Below are 20,190 nucleotides of genomic sequence, written 5' to 3'. Positions count from 1 at the left end.
CTATGGACAAAGTGATGTCTAACAAGAAAATCATTGCACTGTACGTGCTTCCAGCCCTGCTGCTGATCTTGACACTTGTATATATTCCAATCATCTTGACGGGCTATTATGGTCTGCATGAATGGAACGGCATTGGTGCCATGAAATTTATTGGGTTCGATAATTATGCTAATCTGCTTCAGGATAAAACGTTTTGGGACAGTGCCTGGCACTCCCTGCTGCTTGCGATCTTCTCCGGCCTGAGTCTTCTTATCTACTTGGCTGTAGCGATGGTCGTTGCAGGACGCATCAAAGGAGCCAATCTCTTCCGCAAAATTTATCTTGTGCCGATGCTCCTGTCCTCTGTTGCAATCGCACAGCTATGGCTTCGGATGTACCATCCAACAAACGGTGTCATTAACAGCTTCTTAACCTCTATAGGCATTGATAACCCTCCTGCATGGCTGGCGGAGCCTTCACTAGTGCTGATTGCGCTCTTCATTCCGATTCTGTGGCAGTATGCAGGTTTCTATATTTTGATCTACTACTCTGCACTGAAGAATATCCCTACTTCACTTGAAGAAGTTGCCAAGATTGACGGTGCTACCGGAATTCAGATTGCGCTGAGAATCAAGCTTCCGCTCATTATGGAAGTGATCAAGGTTACCATCGTGCTTTCTCTTGTCGGTTCCCTTAAATATTTCGACTTGATCTACGTCATGACAGGCGGCGGACCCAATGGCTCTAGTGAAGTTATGGCCTCCTATATGTACAGTGAGGCGTTCAAATCCTACGACTTCGGCTACGGCAGTGCCATCGGCTTCTTCCTGCTCATTATCTGTCTTGTCGTGACCTGGATCATTCGTAAGCTGACAGCGACGAAAGATACGATTCAATACTCATAAGGAGGTAACCTTCATGATGCACACATCTGCTCAGATCGGTGGTACCGTAAAGTCCGGGTCCAGCATACTGAGAAAAATCGGCTATGCGCTGCTGTACATTATTCTCATCGGCGTGGCCGCATTTCAGCTGTTCCCGCTGCTATGGCTGCTGCTCTTCTCGCTTAAAAATAATCAGGAGGTCTTCAACCTGCCTCCCCTATCCCTCCCGCAGAATCCGAAGTGGGAGAACTACGCAAAGGTATGGAATTCAGGTAATATTGATGTATACTTCTTCAACAGTGTATGGATAACGGTTGCGGCAACGGTCATCACCGTCGTGCTTGGAAGCCTGGTGACCTTCGCGATTACACGGATGAAATGGAAAGGCAGCTCTCTTGTGCTCGGCCTGTTCATGGTTGCCATGATGATTCCCGTTCACTCCACGCTGATTCCTTTGTTCAGCATGTTCAACAAGGTTGGTCTGACCGATCATCCGCTGTCACTCGTGCTCTCCTATGTTGCATTTAATATGCCGATTACCATCATGATTCTGTTAGGCTTCTACTATGCGCTGCCTAAGGAAGTGGAAGAGGCTGCGATCATTGACGGCTGCAGTGTGAACCGCATGTTCTTCCGCATTGTACTGCCAATGACAAGCTCGGTTATTGCAACGACAGGTATTATTAACATGATCTATAACTGGAATGAATTCATCTTCGTCAACACGTTTATCAGCTCAGATCATTACAAGACGCTTACGGTAGGCGTGCAGAATTTCATTGGACAATATACGACAGATTGGGGAGCCATCGGCGCAACGCTGATGATCAGCATTCTGCCCATCCTCGTAGCCTATATGTTCCTTAGCGACCGGATCGTGGAAGGTATGGCGGCAGGAGCAGTAAAAGGTTAACGATGAGTTTTAAAAAAAGCTCCGAACCCTTCCGCATGGTGTTCATCCCATGCGAGGTGTTCGGAGCTTTTTATATGAATACAATCTAACTGAAGATATTATGAAATGGATTCACTCTTATAGATAAAGTAATCAAAATCAGCTGGCAGGCTCTGTCCAGAGGTATCCTGGCTGCGCATGCCGACGAACGCTCCTGTGAAGAAGCCGCCGCCCTGAATGTAATCATCAGACAGCTTATGAGATTGGAACTGCACCGGAATGGTCTTCCAGTCCTCTCCATCCCAAGAATAGGAATACTCATAAACGTCATATTTAACATCTACACGCAGGTATACGTATTCTACCTCATCTGGAATGACAATTTCATTCCCCTGCAAAGGCTGGGAGAAGGAGAAGTTATCGCAAGCGACCAGCTCGAGGATTCTTCCCTTCTCCTCGTTCCACGTGATCTGGCAGGAAGTCCAGTTCTGTGTATTGTAATAGTTGCTGAGTCCTGCAGACTGCTGGAATGTCGTCGGATTAAATGCCACCTTGGTCTCTGCCGTGAACCGGAAGTGCTGCCAGCGTCTCGCGATAAATGCCTGTGTGAACTTCGATGAGAACGACTCTTTGCCGTACAGTCTTAAATGTCCCGGACGATCTGTGAGTGACATAATCTCACTTCCGAGCGGAATCCGCAGGCTTTGGAAATGCAGGTTCAGCACTTCGCTGTCAAAATTGTCCTTCTCCGGGAAGTCCGGACCCCAAATGACCTCTTCCATATTCGGCCCTTCAATCTGAAGCGAAGGCTGGTTGCCGCCGACTACGTAAGGCCATCCATCTCTCCATTCGAGACGCTGAATCGCCGTTTCGCGGCCGAGCGGACAGTATCCTCTTGGATCAAGCAGCGGTTGTCCTTCTCTCGAGAGTGGTCTACCGGTCAGATGCACCAGGAACCATTCATCTGTATGGGTATGCACGATCGAGGAATGTCCTGCCTTCTGCAAAGGGTTGCGCGGATGAGCAAAGGAAGATATAAGCGGGTTCTCTGGATGCACCTCATAAGGACCACGCAGGTTTTTGGAACGCGCAAGTGTCGAGCAGTGATCATACTTCGTTCCGCCTTCTGCCGTGAGCAGGAAGTAAGTGCCGTCAATTTTATATAAATGCGGAGCTTCCGTCAGCTTAATATCCGTTCCCTTAAAAATGATCTCCGATTTGCCAACGAGCTTCTGCTGCTCAGGATCATATTCTTGAAGCGCAATACCATAAAAAGGATGATGTCCGATCCGCTGATCCCATACCATGTTAACCAGATACTTCTTGCCATCCTCATCATGGAACAAGGAAGGGTCGAATCCGGAGCTGTTCAGATAGATCGGCTCAGACCATTCTCCGTCAATCGTGTCACAGGTTACCAAGTAGTTATGGGAATCCTTCCACTGTCCCTCTGTCACTTTGACATCGGTGTAGATGAGCCAGAACTTGTCATCATGATAAGATAATGCTGGTGCCCATATCCCGCCCGAGTCGGGATTACCCATCATATTCAGCTGGCTCAGGCGATTAAGGGGTCTTGATACAAGTCTCCAATTCTTAAGATCTCTTGAATGATAGATTCCCACACCAGGGAACCACTCGAACGTTGATACGGCAATATAATAGTCATCCCCAGCACGGCAAATGCTTGGGTCCGGGTTAAATCCCGTCAAGATCGGGTTCTGGATTGTAGCCATCGATTATGCTCCTTCACATTACGGTCCATGCTGTTGTTTCAATAGATTTCATTTACCCAACTTATTCAGCATGATATGCCCCGTATATTTTTAGTAGTATGCTATAATCATAGCAAGGTTCAATACGTTTACCCATATCCAGAAGAAGTCACAATTTATCCAAATCGAGCAAATAAAATTCAGATCATGAAGAAGGCTAAGAAGGTGAATCCAGCGTGAACAATAGCAACGAACGTAAAAATGAACAGGCCCATCATCGGCTCAAGTTTCCGGCGGCAGAGCTTGGTCAGGACGAGCACAAGCGTACGGAATTTATGCTGCCTGATATGAATTCTACATTTCGTGTCTTTGCTGCCCATTATCGCACCGTAGACTCCGATTGGAGCTACCCTGCTCACACACATCCCTTTTTCGAGGTGAATCTCGTTCTGTCGGGTTCACAGCGCATGAAGGCAAACGGGCAGCCTTACCTGCAGCAGCCTGGCGACTTGATGCTGCTCATTCCTGGTGAGGAGCATGAGAGCTATGCAGCTTCTGCACAGGGAATGACCTATTACTGTATTCATTTTGACGTGGATGAGCCTGCATTCAGAGAGCTGCTATGTGCCCGAAGCGGTCCTTTCTTTGATTCGGGAAGTGAACTCAGCAAGCAGATCCGGCCTGCACTGGACAAGCTTATTATGCTTACCCTGGATGAAGCGGGTGTGCGTGTACAATCACGAATGATGATCCTCTCGGCCTTGTTCGAGCTGTTTGGAGCACTCAGTCATGTACTGTCCCAGGAAGAACACAGTACGCCTTCACAGATTAACCCGACTGCATCTTATGTGGCCTCCAGACTGGAACAGATGGTAGGAGATATTGAGAATGAGGATGGGGATGCCTTGGCGCATGATACCGTGGAGTCCATCGCTCAGGAGGTTGGCTATAGCACATCGTCGGTGAATCGGATGTTTTCCCGTGCGTTTGGCTTATCGCCAAGACAGTATATGTCCATGTTAATTCTTAAGAAAGCCAAGCTGCTGCTAATGGATCCCGATCTGTCCATTGAGGAGATCTCGATGAAGCTGGGATATAAGAACATCGCTCACTTCAGCAGACAATATAAGCGGTGGACGGATGAATCACCGAGCCAGTTCCGGGGTAGATTTCATAAATAGGATATGGAATGGCTTACCAAGCATATCAACGAGTAGTAAGTGGAATAACAACAACGCAGAATTATTCATCATAAAAAAAGACACTGTCCGTTTTAAGCAGGGACAGTGTCTTTATCTCGCCTGTATAAACTTACTAATCTGTATGGTTCATTATCGCGATCGCGGACTTCTCCTTTTATGAAGATCACTTAACGCTTCATGAAGCCCTTATCTTCAAGGAACGGCTTCAGCTGCAGCCGCGCAGGCTGAGTCAGACGCTTCGCCATCATTTCAGACCAGGTTGCAGTCTGCTTACCGGAGGAACGTTCCTGCATATACGACGATAGTGTCTTGTCGTATTCCTTGACCTGTACCATAGTCTCTTCATGGTCATATCCGTTCTTGTGAAGCACTGCAGGCAATGGCAGGCGCGGCCGAAGCAGAGGCTCTTGATCCGGAACACCAAGGCACATACCGAACACAGGGGATACAAGCTCCGGCAGACCCAGCAGCTCTGCAACCTCGGCAATTTGATTGCGAATGCCTCCAATATACACGATACCGAGACCGAGTGACTCTGCTGCAATCGCTGCATTTTGTGCGGCAAGCGCGACGTCAATCGTCGCTACCGTATAATTCTCCGTCGTATCCTCATAAGTCTCTTCGCCAGCTGCCTCCGAAGCGGCTGCTTCGCGAAGCCGGTACAGATCTGCGCACCAGACCAGGAAGACTGGGCATTCCTGAATATAGGCCTGGTTGCCGGCACGGGAAGCCAGCTCATTTTTCAAGCCTGGATCTGTGACGGCGATAACGCTGTAGGCTTGCACATTACTGGATGAAGAAGCCATCTGAGCCGCAGCAATGATCGTGTTAAGCTGCTCATCGGTGACGGGTTCATTTTTGTATTTGCGGATCGAACGATGATTCATTAACAGGTTAATCGTATCATTCACGACGTCTTTCACTCCGTTTTCTATATAAATTTTCATAGGCGATGGTTACGTCTATAAGTCTACTCTCATGCTGGGACCCTTTCAAGTTAACCGTCCCCGATATAAATGCGCTCATCACAAGGATTATACTATTCCCGGTGCGGACAAAAGAATGGCGGCAATAAACACCAGCTGGAGCACTGTTCGGACAGGCAGTGTTGGAACGGGCCGCCCGCCAATCGTTAGCCTCTCATTCGCAGCCTTCATGTTGGCGGGGAACATGGCGACCAAGAGTACCACCAAGCAAACCGCCGCTAGTGTAGAGAGAGCGGGAATTACGAGTCCAATTGCACCTGCGATTTCCAGCAATCCGGTAACTGTCACTACCCACTCCGGCTGTGGCACCCAGCTTGGCACCATCCTCACTAGATCGCCACGCTTGCTCCCCCAATGGGCAGAAGCCGCGAGCAGAAGCATGATGCCGGATGCTGCCTGAAGGGCAGGCTGCCAGCTGTCGAAGTACTCCCACCCTGCCCATCCTAAACATCTCAAGACGATGAATGAAACAATAAGAGCATAAAACGGTATCATACCCAGCTCCACTCCTTTTCATGAATCGTATCCATTGATAGTTACCAACAGCTAATCCCTTTTCAACATGCTCTGGATCAACGATGTAAAATCATCCGCTCTGAACAATCCCGGAGCAATTCCCGGAATAGACGACCGCAGTCGTTGGCCAAGCGAAATAAGAACCAGCAGCTCTGCCATCCGGTTGGCATCGACCGAATCGTGAATGACACCTGCCTGCTGTCCAGTTACAATCCACTCCCGGGAATAGCGGAATGTCTGCTCATAAAAAGTCTGCAGCACCTCCGCAACCGCCGGCTCCTGCTCCTTGCCCAGCAAATACATCAGAATTTGATTTGTTACGTTCTTTCCGTCCTCGAGTGCAGGAAAGCTTTCCGCTATGCGGCTCATCGGCCCATCAAACGTCTTCCCCCGCTCCTCCACTTCAGCCTCAAAACGGGCATGTGTTTCGGCCACAGCCTCTTGGAGAACCATTGCAAAAATTTCATCCTTCGTTTTTACATAATGGAAAATCGCCCCCTTGGATAACTGTGAACGCTCCATGATGTCCTTCATTTTAATCGTCTGACACCCTTGCTCACGCACAAGCTCCTTCGTTGCCTCCAGCAGATTCCTAACCGTTTGTCGTTTCCGTTCCTCCTGCTTCACTGGCTTCCTCCCAATCGTTTTACTGTAATAATTTGGTTGTAACCTCATTATAAAAACCGACCATCGGTTTGTAAACTGTTTTTTTCATGCCAGTGTACATTTGCTTTTTTCATGGATGTTATCTCCCTTCTTCATGTATCTTCCGATATGCTTATCCGATTTTTAATATTAGAATGAACATTGTTGATCAGCTTGAATCAGTCGCCCGTTGTATGCTGCCTCCCTTGAGGAGAGGCAGTGTACAACCTAAGGTACCCTTATACCCCAGCGAGTGTTTGCATGCAGAGCGACTTTTGGCTTTGGATGCTCCTGACTTCACTTCGAGGGAATGCTTCGCATCCAAAACAACCCGGAGTGAAGCAGGCAATACAGGAGTGCTTGGTTGCTCTCAAGATCTTCCCATACCCCAGCGAGTGTTTGCATGCAGAGCGACTTTTGGCTTTGGATGCTCCTGATTTCACATCGTAGGAATTACTTCGCATCCAAAACAACCCGGAGCGTGGCAGGCAATACAGGAGAGACTGGTTGTTCTTAAGATCTTCCCACACCCCAGCGAGTGTTTGCATGCAGAGCGACTTTTGGCTTTGGATGCTCCTGTTTTCTCTTCGTAGGAAATGCTTCGCATCTAAAACAACCCGGATTGTGGCAGGCAATACAGGAGCGACTGGTTGCTCTCAAGATCTTCCCATACCCTAGCGAGTGTTTGCATGCAGAGCGACTTTTGGCTTTGGATGCTCTGATTTCACTTCGAGGGAATGCTTCGCATCCAAAACAACCCGGAGTGATGCAGGCAATACAGGAGCGACTGGTTGCTCTCAAGATCTTCCCATACCCTAGCGAGTGTTTGCATGCAGAGCGACTTTTGGCTTTGGATGCTCTGATTTCACATCGTAGGAATTGCTTCGCATCCAAAACAACCCGGAGCGTGGCAGGCAATACAGGAGCGACTGGTTGCTCTCAAGATCTTCCCATACCCTAGCGAGTGTTTGCATGCAGAGCGACTTTTGGCTTTGGATGCTCTGATTTCACTTCGAGGGAATGCTTCGCATCCAAAACAACCCGGAGTGATGCAGGCAATACAGGAGCGACTGGTTGCTCTCAAGATCTTCCCATACCCTAGCGAGTGTTTGCATGCAGAGCGACTTTTGGCTTTGGATGCTCTGATTTCACATCGTAGGAATTGCTTCGCATCCAAAACAACCCGGAGCGTGGCAGGCAATACAGGAGCGCCCGGAACTTTTTGCGCGATCCCTAAGTCTAATGGTAAGAGAGGTGACGCACTTGGACTCAGATCATCAGATTTTATATAAACTCATGGACGAGTATGGCAACGACGTCTGGAATTACGCCTATTTTTTGACGGGGAACCGGGATCACGCAGATGAGATCTCCCAAGAGGTCTTTATTAAGGTCTATCAGGGGCTGCATACTTTTCGCGGAGACGCCTCTAGGAAGACATGGCTGTTTACGATTACAAGAAATACCGCTTTCTCCTATCGAAGATCCCGTTTCTTCAAGCAGGGCCTGCTTGGCGGCCGGGTCTCCTCATTGGATTATCCGGTGGAAGGCAGCAGCGCCGCAAAATACAGTACAAGCACCTCACCTTCTGCCGAGACAGAGGTATTGGAACAGCAGTACGCTGATGCGATATGGGACATCATTATGGAGCTTCCCGACAAATTCAGGGAGGTTCTTGTGCTCTCATTAAAATACGACATGAAAATAAAAGAGATCGCAGAGCTCCTGAACGTCTCGGAAGGCACCGTGAAATCCAGGCTGTCCCGCGCCAAACTGAAGGCGCAAAAAGAATTAAGGAGGCTCGAAGAATGACCGATCAACATGAAGACTGGCAGGAGCGATTGAAGAAGGGGCCTTTTACAGAGGAGCCTTTTACAGAAGACCATAAGCAGCGAGTCATCCAAACGGTACAGAATCTGACTCCACATCATTCTCAGCATAAGCCACGCCCTTGGCAGTGGAAACGCATGCTGCTCACTGTTGGTATCAGCGGAGCGGTGCTTGCTTCTATATGGTGGCTTGTACCTAATCGTGCGATGAACGAGAACATAGCGAGCTTATCGGATGAAGCAGCTGAGACCAGCCACACCGAATTCATGAGTGCTGAGATCGATTCGTCCCCTAATCAGAAAAACAACGATAATCCCAGTCCAGGACGGAACTCTCCCACCTCAACTCAGGAGCAATCTACCCAGCAAGGAGAGGCGGCTGCCGAGGCGGAGGACAGCTCCGTCAGTACGTCAGAGAATGTGGAGGAGGAGCTTACGACACAGCAGGACTCAGCAACAGACACATCCGGTTCTTCCTTGAGCTTGGCTGCCTCCTATCCCAGCTTCGAGACGCTCTTGGCCGATTCCGAGCTGGCTGCCGAGATTGAAGTGCTGAATACCCAATCAGACCCTTATATAATCGAAATCAAAGACATACTTTACTCAACAACCGGGGTTACACCCGGTGAGAAGATCGATCTGAATTATGCTGGTGTTACGCAAAGGAATGAGAACACACACGCTGAAGACAGCTACAATCCCCCGTTATCGAGCGGAGACCATGCTATTATGTTCTTAAAGAAAAGCGGGGATTCAGATTCTTATCACATCGCTGGGGTCTATCAGGGAAATTACATGATTCAGCAGGGTAAAGTATCCTCTGTTGGAGAGCGACCAAGTGCAGAGGAGCTGGAGCTTGTGCGGAAAGACAGCGGTACCTCACGATTCGTCATGGATATGGAATTAACGAAATTTAAAGAAATGCTCCGAACCATTGCCAAGAAGTGAAGCACTGAACTGGGCAGCTCTTTATGAATTCACTATTCATTTGTCCGTTAGCGACTATTGAACAAGCTAAAAATACCTGGTCATCTCCACAATGATGAGATGCCAGGTATTTTTCTTCTTTGCTTCCAGTTTGATTCTACAGCTTAATCCGCTGAAGTCTTAAGGCATTGAGCACAACAGAGATTGAGCTTAGCGCCATCGCCGCTCCTGCCAGCCACGGAGCCAGAAATCCGGCTGCAGCAATCGGAATGCCAATGACATTGTACCCCAGTGCCCAGAATAGATTCTGCTTAATGTTCCTCATCGTTCTGCGGCTCATTAGAATTGCATCGGGTATGCTGTTCAGGTCGCCGCGCATAAGCGTGACATCTGCTGCCTCCATGGCAACATCCGTACCCGTACCCATGGCCATACCGGTATCTGCTGTCGCCAAGGCCGGTGCATCGTTGATGCCATCACCTGCCATCGCTACTTTTTGGCCAGAGGCTTGAAGCTTCTTGACCTCCTCCGCCTTTCCTTCCGGCAGCACCTCGGCAAGTACATGGTCGATCCCTGCCTCAGCAGCAACCGCCTCAGCGGTACGCCGGTTATCCCCGGTCATCATGATAACCTGGATCCCCATTGCCTTCAGCCGCTCAACAGCAGCACGGGATGTGTTCTTGATCGTGTCCGCTACCGCAATGGTTCCGGCATAGACGCCATCTACGGCGATGAGCATAGCCGTCTTGCCAGTAGCTTCAAGCTCCTCCATCCCTTTCTCAGCAGCCGAGCTATCCACCTTGCGTGCAGCAAGCAATCTCCGTGTACCGATCAGCAGCTCATGTCCTTGTACCATAGCCTTGATCCCGTAGCCCGGCACATTCTCAAACTGTTCAGCCTCCGGAACAGCGATACCTCGCTCCCCGATCCCTGTAACGATTGCACCTGCCAAAGGGTGCTCCGATGCTGCTTCTGCTGCTCCAACAAGGGACAGCAGCTCCTCTTCAGAGCGGCCCTCTGCAATGATTACATCGGTCAGCTTCGGTTTTCCTTCTGTCACCGTCCCGGTCTTATCCAGTACAACTGTCGCGATCTCCTGAGCACGCTCCAGGTGCTCTCCGCCTTTAAACAGAATGCCATACTCGGCGGCCCGGCCCGAACCTGCCATAATAGAGGTCGGAGTCGCTAAGCCGAGAGCACAAGGGCAAGCAATAACGAGTACAGCGATTGCTTTTTCCAGAGCCGCTGCGAATTGGCCCTGCTCCACGAAGAAGAACCACACCACAAAGGTCACCATCGCAATCCCTACAACGATAGGAACAAAGATTCCAGAGATGACATCAGCGATTCGCTGAATCGGTGCCTTGGACCCCTGTGCTTCTTCAACCACCTTAATAATCTGGGCAAGTGCCGTATCCGAGCCAACTCGGGTTGCTCTAACTGTAAGCACGCCATTTTTATTAATCGTCGCACCCGTTACGTTGTCTCCCACTTGTTTATCTACAGGCAGACTCTCGCCGCTCAGCATGGATTCATCTACAGAGGAGCTCCCTCTCTCAACAATGCCATCTACAGGAAACTTCTCACCAGGCTTCACAATAAGCAGGTCGGATACAACAACATCTGCAGCCGGAATACTTATCTCCTGTCCGTCACGTATGACCATTGCTGACTGCGGTGCCAGCTCCATCAGACTGCGGATGGCCTGGGAAGAGCGGCCTTTCGCTACACTTTCGAACCATTTACCCACCAGCACCAGGGTAATCAGAATTGCACTGGTCTCGTAATACAGCTCGGCCCCGTGGTGCCCTCCTTCCATTGTCCAGCTGATCGTCAGATACAAGCTGTAGAAGTAGGCCGCCGAGGTACCGAGGGCAACGAGCACATCCATGTTCGCACTCTTGCTGCGAAGAGCAGCATAGGCACCTTTATAGAACTGAAAACCGATAATGAACTGAACCGGTGTTGCCAGTAGAAGCTGAAACCAAGGGTTCATGAACAGCTCAGGCACATAAATCCATGAAGTAAACGAGAAATGGCCTACCATAGCCCACAATAAGGGTATCGATAATATAGCAGATATGATCCATTTCCATTTCTTGCGTACCATTTCCTTCTGTCTGATTGCCGTGATGTCTTCCTTCGAATTCTGCAGCAGCGCGCCATAGCCAAGCTGTTCCACCTTACGGACCAAATCCTGGGGAGCAGCCTCACTCCCATCATATTCAACGTGGGCGGTTTCCAAAGCAAGATTAACACTCGCACTCGTCACGCCAGGTATTCGGCTAAGCCCTTTTTCAATCCGTGTCGCACATGCCGCGCAGGTCATCCCTGTAATGTCCAGATCTATCCGTTCCACTACCGTTCCATACCCGAGCGCTTCGACCTTGCTTCTAAGATCACTGACTTGAACGACGGCCGGATCATAACTCACCGTAGCTTGCTCTATAGCGAGATTCACATTCGCACTGTGTACACCCTCCATGCGCGATAGTCCTTTCTCAATGCGGGTAGAGCAGGCAGCACAGGTCATTCCTGTAATATTTAACTTTGTATGCTTCTCACTGCTTTCGGAAGGCGAATTCATATAAATCATCCCCTAATACCCCTTGGGGGTATATAATTGATCTGAAAAAAGCAGACCAGAACGGACTGCTCTTCGCTCATTGTTCACTTAATATAATCCATTCTCAAATACTTTAAACCACGTCATAGCCTTGATCTTCAATCGCATGCTTCACTTGATCTACTGTTACCTTTTGTTCATCATATTCTACCTTAACTGTACCGGAGGCCAAATCCACGGTACCCTTAGCTCCGACGCTTTCGAGTGCTCCTTCAACAGACTTCACACAATGGTTACAAGACATACCCTGTACATTCAACGTTACGTTACTCATATTAATTCCTCCCATTTAGTTGTGATTTATATATACATCCGGACTTTCATTACCATCGGAGTTGCAGCAATACTACTTCATAAGCTTCTTAACCGTCACCAGCAGCTCGTCAATCACTTCATGCTCACCCGCCTGGATTCGATCAATGACACAGCTCTTCATATGCCCCTCCAACAGAAGCTTGCCGACACCGTTAAGCGCAGATTGAACAGCAGCAATTTGCGTGAGCACATCATCACAATAGGTATCTCTCTCAATCATGCCCTTTATACCGCGAATTTGACCTTCAATCCGGTTAAGCCGGGTTGTCAGAATATTCTTCATTTCATCAGAGTGATGGCTGTGCCGTACTCCTTCCTCTTGATGGCCTGGATGGGAATCATGGCAATGCACTCTGTTCTCACCTTCAACAGCTATCTTCTTATCATCCATTCACATGACCTCCTTCCATTCCTACACTCAATATATTATACCCCCATAGGGTATGTCAATACACATTTCTTCAGAGAATTTCCTGAAAACTTTGTAGGTCTATGTACCTTTTTATAATTATTTGAAGCAAAAATACTATTAATTAGAAGGAATCAGACAAGAAAATGGGTATCAGACAAATTAATCAAAAAATATCAAAAAATTTTTAAAATCCATGAAGGATTTACCATTTTGAAGTCGAATAATAATGCTACGATAAAAATTTCAAACAAACGGAGATTGATACATGGTCTATGACGGTATAATTCTAGGACTTATCGTAGGACTTTTCAGAGGCGGCTTTAAGCACGGTCTCATGCAGTTTGGACAGATCAAGCTACGAGGCGGATTAATTTTCCCGATATTGCTGCTTATTCAGTTTATCATTTTCCGTTTTCAAGGCAACGCAGATTGGCTTGCACCCGTTTCAGGTTATTTCTTTATGTTCCTCTACATTGTGGGGATGTTCTTCTTGTGGGTTAACCGTCAGAATAAGGGGTTTCTGATCATTCTGATCGGCGTATTCCTGAACTTTATCGTTATGGCTGTCAACGGTGGCCGTATGCCTGTCTCTTTAGAAGCAGCCCAAGTTCTCGGGCCTTACTATACAGAGCTTCTGACCAGCGGTGACGCTGTTTACAAGCATTACATGCTTGATGCCTCCACCCGCTTATCTTTTCTGGGAGATATTATCCCGCTCTCGAGTCCTTACCCTCGAACCCAAGTCATTAGTATCGGGGACGTGGTCATGAACCTGGGTATATTCCTGTACATCCAGAGTATTATGGTACCGCCGAAGAAGGATGCTGAAGATCAAGATCTCGCACCAAGTTTAAATACATCAAATTAAGACGAAGGAGGATACATACTATGAAAAAATCTAACATCGCCCGCATCATCATGAACGGGGTAATTGTTGCTTCTGTCGTTGTGGCATTGACTTCTGGATTTGCTTTCGGCTAGGACTTATCAGCTTTATTCTTTTTTTCAAAACAGGCCACATAGCCTGTTTTTTTCTTTATACACGAATCTATTTCATCATAAGCCCAAGCCGCTCTAGTCGAGAGTATATCATTTTAGATTCTTCGTTTAATGAGTTATGAAATTAATTCACACAGTCGTTTAATGTCATGATAAATTATATAAACATACGATGAATTTAATAGGAGAAATTAGATTTCATGACAACCTTTCTATCAAAAATAAAAAAAGTAGATATTAGTCAGTGGTATATCGCTGTTCTGTGCTTAGCAGGTATAATCACCTTCAGTCAATATAATGGCGGAGCCTTCTTCAGTTACTCACCGGAAGAATGGGTCACCTTATACATCATGCTGGGTGCCACACTGATACTCAATAGTCTTACCTTTCGCTTACCTCCTGAAGGAAATGTGATGTCGTTTGACTCTTCCATATACCTTGCATGTATTTTCATATATGGGGGCGAAATGGCATTAAGCGTGTTGCTTTTTTCTTTTCTATGTTATCTGATCTACAAACGAAATGTCCCATGGTGGAAACAGCTAACGAACTTCACTCTGTATTCATTAATGATATCTTTATCGGATACGGTATACGAATCTCTGGGCGGAACACGCGGAAGTGTCGATGATCAAAATCTCCCCGTGTATATGATTTCGCTTGCGGTATATTTTTCAGTTAATACAATCGGAATGTTCATGTACTATTACCTTCTATACAGGAAGGATCTATACAACACTCTGAAAGGCTTCGTCAAAGAGACCATGCTCGTGTATTTATGTATGCTTATTCTGTCTCTCGTCCTTACCGTGCTGATTGTGCATAATGGGGTATTAGGCCTCATCCTGTTTCTAGGCTTGGCTATATTGCTGTCTCACGCGTTTCGACAATTGTTTAATATGTATCATCAGATTCTGAATCGTTCGAATTTGGATCAACGAACCGGACTGTACAACCACAGTTATTTTGAGAGCTCACTGGAGACAAGCAATCGACGAAGCACGCAAGAACGAGACGCCGCTCACTTTAGCGATGATTGATATCGATGATTTCAAGAAATACAATGACAGCTTCGGACACCTCAAGGGCGATACTCTTATCAGCTTTTTAGGCTCTCTGCTCAAGGAGGAAACCAAAGACACTCCGATCATAGCATCAAGATATGGAGGGGAAGAATTCACACTGCTGATGCCTGGATATGCCATAGAAGAAGCGCGCTCATTCGTCGATCGAATTCGAAAAAAATTAAACGATACTCCTTTTGATGGTGTAGAAGTTTTTCCTCATAAATGCTTATCCTTCTCTGCCGGTATTGCCGAATACGAAATTGAACTGTATGACAAATCCCAGCTGGTCGATTATGCGGATAAAGCACTCTACTATGCGAAGAAACAAGGCAAGAACACCGTGCATACCTACGGATGTAATGTCGAGATGGAAGCGGACATTGATCTGGATCAGGAAATTCATTATATCGAGCAGCAGCTTAATCTGTTTATATACAAGGACATTGACACATTCAAGCATTCGAAGCGGGTATATAAATATGCACTTGATATGAGCAGCCAGCTTGGTCTGGAGAAGGATGAAAGACGTAATTTTATACTCGGGGCCTTAATTCATGACATCGGAAAGCTCGAAATCCCTTGGGGTGTGCTCAACAAAAAAGGCAAGCTGACCTCAGAAGAATGGGAAACCGTCAAACAGCATGTCACTTGGGGCAAAAAAATCGCCATGACGGATCATCGGTTCAAGGACCTGATCCCTTATATCGAGCTTCATCATGAACGGTATGATGGCAAAGGCTATCCCCACGGACTTAAAGGCAAGGAGATTCCGAAGCTGTGCCGAATGCTTACCGTAATCGATTCCTTCGATGCTATGACTTCAGAAAGACCATATCAGAAGACAAAGACGTTCGAGGAAGCCATTGTGGAGCTGCGTGACTGTTCAGGAACACAGTTTGATCCGAAGCTGGTGGAGCTGTTCATCTCTTACATTCGAACACAGATGCCAAGATCGGAGTACGTAGAAATGGGCAGTACTACTGTCTTATCCAATTGACAGCCAGCTCAGCTCTACTAAATTAGGATTATCCATAAATTCTGACATCAAAAAACCTATGCGTTCCTACGAATAGCCGTAGTCATTGCATAGGTTTTTTACATGTTAGAACAACAAGTTCCTAAATTAAATTATGATTTCTTTACATCCAGTTCATGAGAGGTTTGATGAAGCTCTTTAATCATTTGCTGTAAAAACATACTTTGCTGTCTCGTAATGCCCCGTTGATTCTCTCTAATCAGCATCCGCTCGATATTCTTCTTCAGAATTTCACTTCGACGTTCCAATACGGCTTGACTCATGCTTTTACTACACTCTCCTTCAATCCATTTCTCTGTCTCTATACAAGTATATCGAATTGACCTCAGGTTAAGGAAGACGGATTCTCTGCGATAATATCAGCTCAGAAGTGCTTAGTCGGTATTTAACGTACACCTTCTTCTACAGCCATACAATTCCTCTTGAATGCTTGGGCATCTTAGGTGAAGAGTTTATAATAGAATAAATTACACATCTTCATAACTTGCCTAGAAGGAGACTGAAGTCTGGCGATGAGCTATAAACAAATGAAATGGATGATCTTGTTCATCCCTACCATCACCGTTGGTTTGTGGGAATATATTCGTCACCAGTTTCTTATGCCCTATCTCTCCATGGAGGCAGGGAACTGGCTGACACCGGTTATTATATATTTCATCAGCGTTACTTTATTGAATAAATTGTTTACGATTATGGAGAAATCACAGGCCGAGCTGGAACGAGAGAAGGCAGCAAAATCTGCGCTGGAAGCCAGGGAGCATCTGGCACGAGAATTGCATGATGGCATAGCCCAGTCTTTGTTCCTGCTGTCTGTTCAGCTTGATAAAGCCGAACGTAAACTGACAGGCACTCCTAACGAAGGCGAACTGCAGGATGTTAGAAAAACCGTACACGAAGTGCATCACTATGCCAGACAAGCGATTGCCCAGCTGAGAGTTCCTCACAGCGAAGAGAACCATGCCGATTCACCTCAGCAGCTGCTCAGACAGATCGAGGATATGGTTGCAGACGGCAGATATGTTTCCCGTATTCAATGGAAGCTCTCGGATGAAGCGCTCACGACCAAAGAACATGTCGAGCTCATTGCCTGTATTCGGGAAGCTATTCTAAACATTCGCAAGCATGCCAATGCCAGCACAATCTCGATAACAGGAACAGGAAATAAGGAGCATTGGAAGGTGTCCATTACAGATGACGGAATTGGCTATACTGGCGATCCGGAGCAGCGCAAGGGCCGATACGGGCTTCGAATAACGAGAGGTCGTGCGGAGGAAATGGGCTGGAGATTTCACTTCAGCAACATGGAGGGCCACGGAACCTGCATGCAGATTATCAAAGGAGAGGACGCTTCATGAACAAGACACGCGTACTTATTGTCGACGATTCAGCCCATGCCAGAGCTGCCATGGAGTCGATATTATCGGAGGAGCCGCTGTTTGATATTGTAGCTACCGCATCAAGCGGTGAAGAAGCACTGGTGTTGACCGAGGAATGGATGCCGGACCTCATCCTCATGGATATCCGCATGCCAGGAATGGACGGACTGGAGACAACACGGGCAATCAAGCAGCGCTACCCGTATGTGATCATCGTGATGGTAACGGTCTCCGATGATGTGACACATCTGTTCGAAGCACTCAAACAAGGAGCGCAAGGATACCTGTTCAAGAACTTGTCCTCCTCAACCTGGCTGGAATATCTAAAGGCTGTTGTCAGTGACGAAGCCCCGGTTAACCCGGAGCTGGCCTACCGCATATTGCAGGAGTTTCCGAAGACCAAGAAGAGAGACGATGGCAGCACACCGCTGACCACCCGAGAACGGGAAATTCTGAACTGGGTTGCCTCTGGCAGGACCAATCGGGAGATCGCCGACCGACTCGGGATTTCGGATCAGACGGTGAAGAATCATCTCAAAAATATTTTACAGAAGCTCCAGCTGGAGAATCGTGTCCAGCTCACGAGGTATGCCCTGGAGCAGGGCTGGATCGAGCGTGATTTTCAGAATTAAAATATACAAAGTTCATACAAGACCCATTCTTTAACTCGCGAATGTGTTGATCTTGTACACCCTATTAAAAACAGCTGTCTCCTGAATGCAGGAAACAGCTGTTTAACTTATATAGCGCCAAAATCGATTAGGCCAGTGCCAGCTGCAATGCAGTCAGAACAATCCCGATCATGAAACCGGTCACCGCACCGTTAATCCGAATCCACTGCAGATCCTCACCGAGCTTATCCTCCATCATGGCAATTAGGGTTTTGTTATCCATCTTATCGATATTCTCACGTACGAGCTGGCCGATCTTGGAATGATTACGCTCCAGCAAGGTCGTTACGCTGACTACAATCTTCTGGTTGATGCGTTCCAGAAGCTCAGCATCCTCTTTCACCTCAGCAACAAGGGATGAAATGACCGGAATAAGCTGCTTCTCTACGTAGCTTCCATCTTCCATATAACCCAGCATCTGTTCTCGGAATTCCACCAGCTTGCTCAACACAGCTGATTCTGCGTCCCAGTTCTGAAGCACGGAATTCTTCCACTCTTCAAGACCGCTTGCAACCTTCTTGCTGTGCGCTAAACGCTGGACCTGTACGCGAATAGCATTTAATGCACTGTGTCTGCGAGGGTGACCTTCATACTTCAAATCCTGTACCTGATCATACAGGAAGCGCTGAAGAATACCTCCCAGCCGTTCCTCATTCAAATATCCCATGAGTGCATTCAGAGCAAACTGCATCAGACCGTTAACCTGCAGGGAGTTCAGCGCCCTCATCCCTATTTCGCCGAGTGTATATTGGGTATCCGGTTTAACGAGCCACGCCTCTGCCTGATCAAGTCCGTAGTCCAGAGCCATACGGTCGTATCCCTTACTCGTAATATACTGCTCTGCCTTCGACAGCAGCGGCTCCATCTCTATACGTTCCACCTGACGCTTAAGCTCTTCGGCAACAAGTGGTGCGATCTTCTCCAGCGGTAATGATGAAACGATACGTTTGGCAAGCTTATCAATCGCCTCATGTGTTGTCGTCGTATGAAGCTCTTTCTCTGCCATCTCCAGGATCATTTGTGACACCGGCATTTCGGCAATCTTGGCAGCAATGCTGTCTTTGTTCAGCAGATTGTTCTCTACTGCAGATACGAGGGCCTCCGTAATTTTCTTACGGTTCTTCGGGAGCAGCGCCGTATGTGGTATTTTGAGTCCCAGTGGATGGCGAAAGAGGGCCGTGACTGCAAACCAGTCAGCAAGCCCGCCAACGAGTCCGGCTTCAAAGGAACCGACAAGCATCTTACCAACCGTACTATCTTGAAAGGGCAGCGATGCTGCGAACCCAGCACCCATAATAACAAGCGACCATGCTGCGGCTTTTTTCGTCTGTTTAACCATTTGGGTTGACTCCTTCAACTACTTAATCTATATAGAATACATGTGTAGATCATGCGTATGGATAAAGCTATGTATAATATTCATCTTATCACCACAATTGTATTATTCCAAACTCTGGATAAACAAAAAAAACGGGCCGACCTATGGTCGCCCCGTATTTATGCTGAGCCTTAATATGAATCGATCTCGCCGCATGAAAGCTGTACGTCTCCATTCCGCTAAGGCCCAGCTTATTACTCTCATGTTACTACTCTCCACGCTGGATCAGCCGGAAATCATCATAGTGGAATCCTGGTGCAACTACACAGGACACTAGCACCGGCTCATCTCCGAGTGGCCGAGCCATCTGCCATTGTCCGCCTGGCGCCAGTGCCTGAGGATGCTGCCCTGCTACAACGTCTGGGCCCAGAATGAAGGATTCTGTCTGATTCGGATCCCCTTCACCGCTGCCGCCGATGATAAGCTCGAGTGGACTGCCAGAGTGCCACATCCACAGCTCATCGGAATGAACGACGTGCCAATCTGAGAATTCACCAGGGTGCAGCAAGAAATAAATCGAGGTAGCCGCTGGGCGCGCTCCGGAGTATACACCTGGCAGTACGGATTGAGGAATTTGGTATGCCGCCTTCCAGATCTCCTTGTACCAGCCACCTTCCGGATGCGGCTCCATGGAGAGCGCAGCAACCAATGGTGATAAATTACGTTCTGTCATATTCGTTAACCCTGCCTTTTATATAATAATTTCTAACAGCTTCCTTGATACTATAGAGTGTA

18 protein-coding genes and 1 pseudogene are annotated in these 20,190 nt (G+C 47.6%); 9 read left to right on the top strand and 10 right to left on the bottom strand.

Going from position 1 to position 20,190, the window contains the following annotated elements:
- Positions 1-2 precede the first annotated feature (2 nt).
- On the top strand, positions 3-884 hold the full coding sequence (locus PUW25_RS01720; RefSeq protein WP_274337937.1) for a carbohydrate ABC transporter permease: 882 nt from the start codon (positions 3-5) through the stop codon (positions 882-884).
- 13 nt (positions 885-897) lie between these two features.
- The gene (locus PUW25_RS01715) at positions 898-1,776 is read left to right on the top strand and encodes a carbohydrate ABC transporter permease (RefSeq protein WP_047911373.1); all 879 of its coding nucleotides are present in this window, start codon (positions 898-900) and stop codon (positions 1,774-1,776) included.
- A 98-nt stretch (positions 1,777-1,874) separates the two neighbouring features.
- On the opposite strand, the gene PUW25_RS01710 is transcribed toward PUW25_RS01715, so the two are convergent.
- On the bottom strand, positions 1,875-3,491 hold the full coding sequence (locus tag PUW25_RS01710) for a glycoside hydrolase family 43 protein (protein ID WP_274337936.1): 1,617 nt from the start codon (positions 3,489-3,491) through the stop codon (positions 1,875-1,877).
- 215 nt (positions 3,492-3,706) lie between these two features.
- Here PUW25_RS01710 and PUW25_RS01705 point away from each other — a divergent pair, with 215 nt between their 5' ends.
- Positions 3,707-4,651, top strand: coding sequence for a helix-turn-helix transcriptional regulator (locus tag PUW25_RS01705; RefSeq protein ID WP_238546333.1), 945 nt, complete (start codon positions 3,707-3,709; stop codon positions 4,649-4,651).
- 188 nt (positions 4,652-4,839) lie between these two features.
- Here PUW25_RS01705 and nfsA read toward each other — a convergent pair whose 3' ends face one another.
- The 3 genes from nfsA to PUW25_RS01690 form a co-directional block, all read right to left on the bottom strand.
- Complete coding sequence (gene nfsA / locus PUW25_RS01700) at positions 4,840-5,583, bottom strand: oxygen-insensitive NADPH nitroreductase (protein ID WP_047911371.1); 744 nt, start codon at positions 5,581-5,583, stop codon at positions 4,840-4,842.
- 123 nt (positions 5,584-5,706) lie between these two features.
- A complete protein-coding gene (locus PUW25_RS01695) occupies positions 5,707-6,153 on the bottom strand; it encodes a DoxX family protein (protein WP_205054462.1) in 447 nt (148 codons plus the stop codon).
- A 51-nt stretch (positions 6,154-6,204) separates the two neighbouring features.
- Complete coding sequence (locus PUW25_RS01690) at positions 6,205-6,801, bottom strand: TetR/AcrR family transcriptional regulator (protein ID WP_047911369.1); 597 nt, start codon at positions 6,799-6,801, stop codon at positions 6,205-6,207.
- A gap of 1,272 nt (positions 6,802-8,073) precedes the next feature.
- On the opposite strand from PUW25_RS01690, the gene PUW25_RS01685 reads away from it, so the two are divergent.
- Together PUW25_RS01685 and PUW25_RS01680 are read left to right on the top strand one after the other, a co-directional pair.
- Positions 8,074-8,631, top strand: coding sequence for an RNA polymerase sigma factor (locus PUW25_RS01685; RefSeq protein ID WP_338000041.1), 558 nt, complete (start codon positions 8,074-8,076; stop codon positions 8,629-8,631).
- Positions 8,628-9,596, top strand: a complete 969-nt coding sequence (locus PUW25_RS01680) for a hypothetical protein (RefSeq protein ID WP_047911367.1) — start codon at positions 8,628-8,630, stop codon at positions 9,594-9,596. Before PUW25_RS01685 ends, PUW25_RS01680 begins: the two co-directional genes overlap by 4 nt.
- A gap of 136 nt (positions 9,597-9,732) precedes the next feature.
- Here the strand turns inward: PUW25_RS01680 and PUW25_RS01675 are convergent, their stop codons facing one another.
- The 3 genes from PUW25_RS01675 to PUW25_RS01665 form a co-directional block, all read right to left on the bottom strand.
- Positions 9,733-12,162, bottom strand: a complete 2,430-nt coding sequence (locus PUW25_RS01675; RefSeq protein ID WP_047911632.1) for a heavy metal translocating P-type ATPase — start codon at positions 12,160-12,162, stop codon at positions 9,733-9,735.
- A 112-nt stretch (positions 12,163-12,274) separates the two neighbouring features.
- A complete protein-coding gene (locus PUW25_RS01670; RefSeq protein ID WP_047911366.1) occupies positions 12,275-12,475 on the bottom strand; it encodes a copper ion binding protein in 201 nt (66 codons plus the stop codon).
- Positions 12,476-12,547: 72 nt separating this feature from the next.
- Complete coding sequence (locus PUW25_RS01665) at positions 12,548-12,907, bottom strand: metal-sensitive transcriptional regulator (RefSeq protein WP_047911365.1); 360 nt, start codon at positions 12,905-12,907, stop codon at positions 12,548-12,550.
- Between the two features lie 286 nt (positions 12,908-13,193).
- Here PUW25_RS01665 and PUW25_RS01660 point away from each other — a divergent pair, with 286 nt between their 5' ends.
- Positions 13,194-13,796: a DUF5317 domain-containing protein gene (locus PUW25_RS01660; protein ID WP_047911364.1), complete on the top strand. Its 603-nt coding sequence runs from the start codon at positions 13,194-13,196 to the stop codon at positions 13,794-13,796.
- A gap of 331 nt (positions 13,797-14,127) precedes the next feature.
- Positions 14,128-15,991 (top strand): annotated as a pseudogene (locus PUW25_RS01655) (bifunctional diguanylate cyclase/phosphohydrolase).
- 131 nt (positions 15,992-16,122) lie between these two features.
- On the opposite strand, the gene PUW25_RS01650 reads toward PUW25_RS01655, so the two are convergent.
- Entirely contained in the window at positions 16,123-16,293 is a 171-nt protein-coding gene (locus tag PUW25_RS01650; protein WP_170862498.1) for a hypothetical protein, read from the bottom strand.
- A gap of 249 nt (positions 16,294-16,542) precedes the next feature.
- Between PUW25_RS01650 and PUW25_RS01645 the strand changes: the two genes are divergently transcribed.
- Together PUW25_RS01645 and PUW25_RS01640 are read left to right on the top strand one after the other, a co-directional pair.
- Positions 16,543-17,385 (top strand): sensor histidine kinase, encoded by an 843-nt coding sequence (locus PUW25_RS01645; protein ID WP_205054463.1) that lies wholly within the window; start codon positions 16,543-16,545, stop codon positions 17,383-17,385.
- Positions 17,382-18,038 (top strand): response regulator, encoded by a 657-nt coding sequence (locus tag PUW25_RS01640; protein ID WP_047911361.1) that lies wholly within the window; start codon positions 17,382-17,384, stop codon positions 18,036-18,038. Before PUW25_RS01645 ends, PUW25_RS01640 begins: the two co-directional genes overlap by 4 nt.
- Before the next feature lie 127 nt (positions 18,039-18,165).
- On the opposite strand, the gene PUW25_RS01635 is transcribed toward PUW25_RS01640, so the two are convergent.
- Positions 18,166-19,416 carry a DUF445 domain-containing protein gene (locus PUW25_RS01635; protein WP_047911360.1) on the bottom strand — a complete coding sequence of 417 codons (1,251 nt, stop codon included), beginning with the start codon at positions 19,414-19,416 and terminating at the stop codon, positions 18,166-18,168.
- 247 nt (positions 19,417-19,663) lie between these two features.
- Entirely contained in the window at positions 19,664-20,128 is a 465-nt protein-coding gene (locus tag PUW25_RS01630; protein ID WP_047911359.1) for a cupin domain-containing protein, read from the bottom strand.
- Positions 20,129-20,190 lie beyond the last annotated feature (62 nt).

This window comes from Paenibacillus urinalis (genome assembly GCF_028747985.1).
Lineage (GTDB): Bacteria > Bacillota > Bacilli > Paenibacillales > Paenibacillaceae > Paenibacillus > Paenibacillus urinalis.
This window is presented reverse-complemented; position numbering and strand designations above follow the sequence as displayed.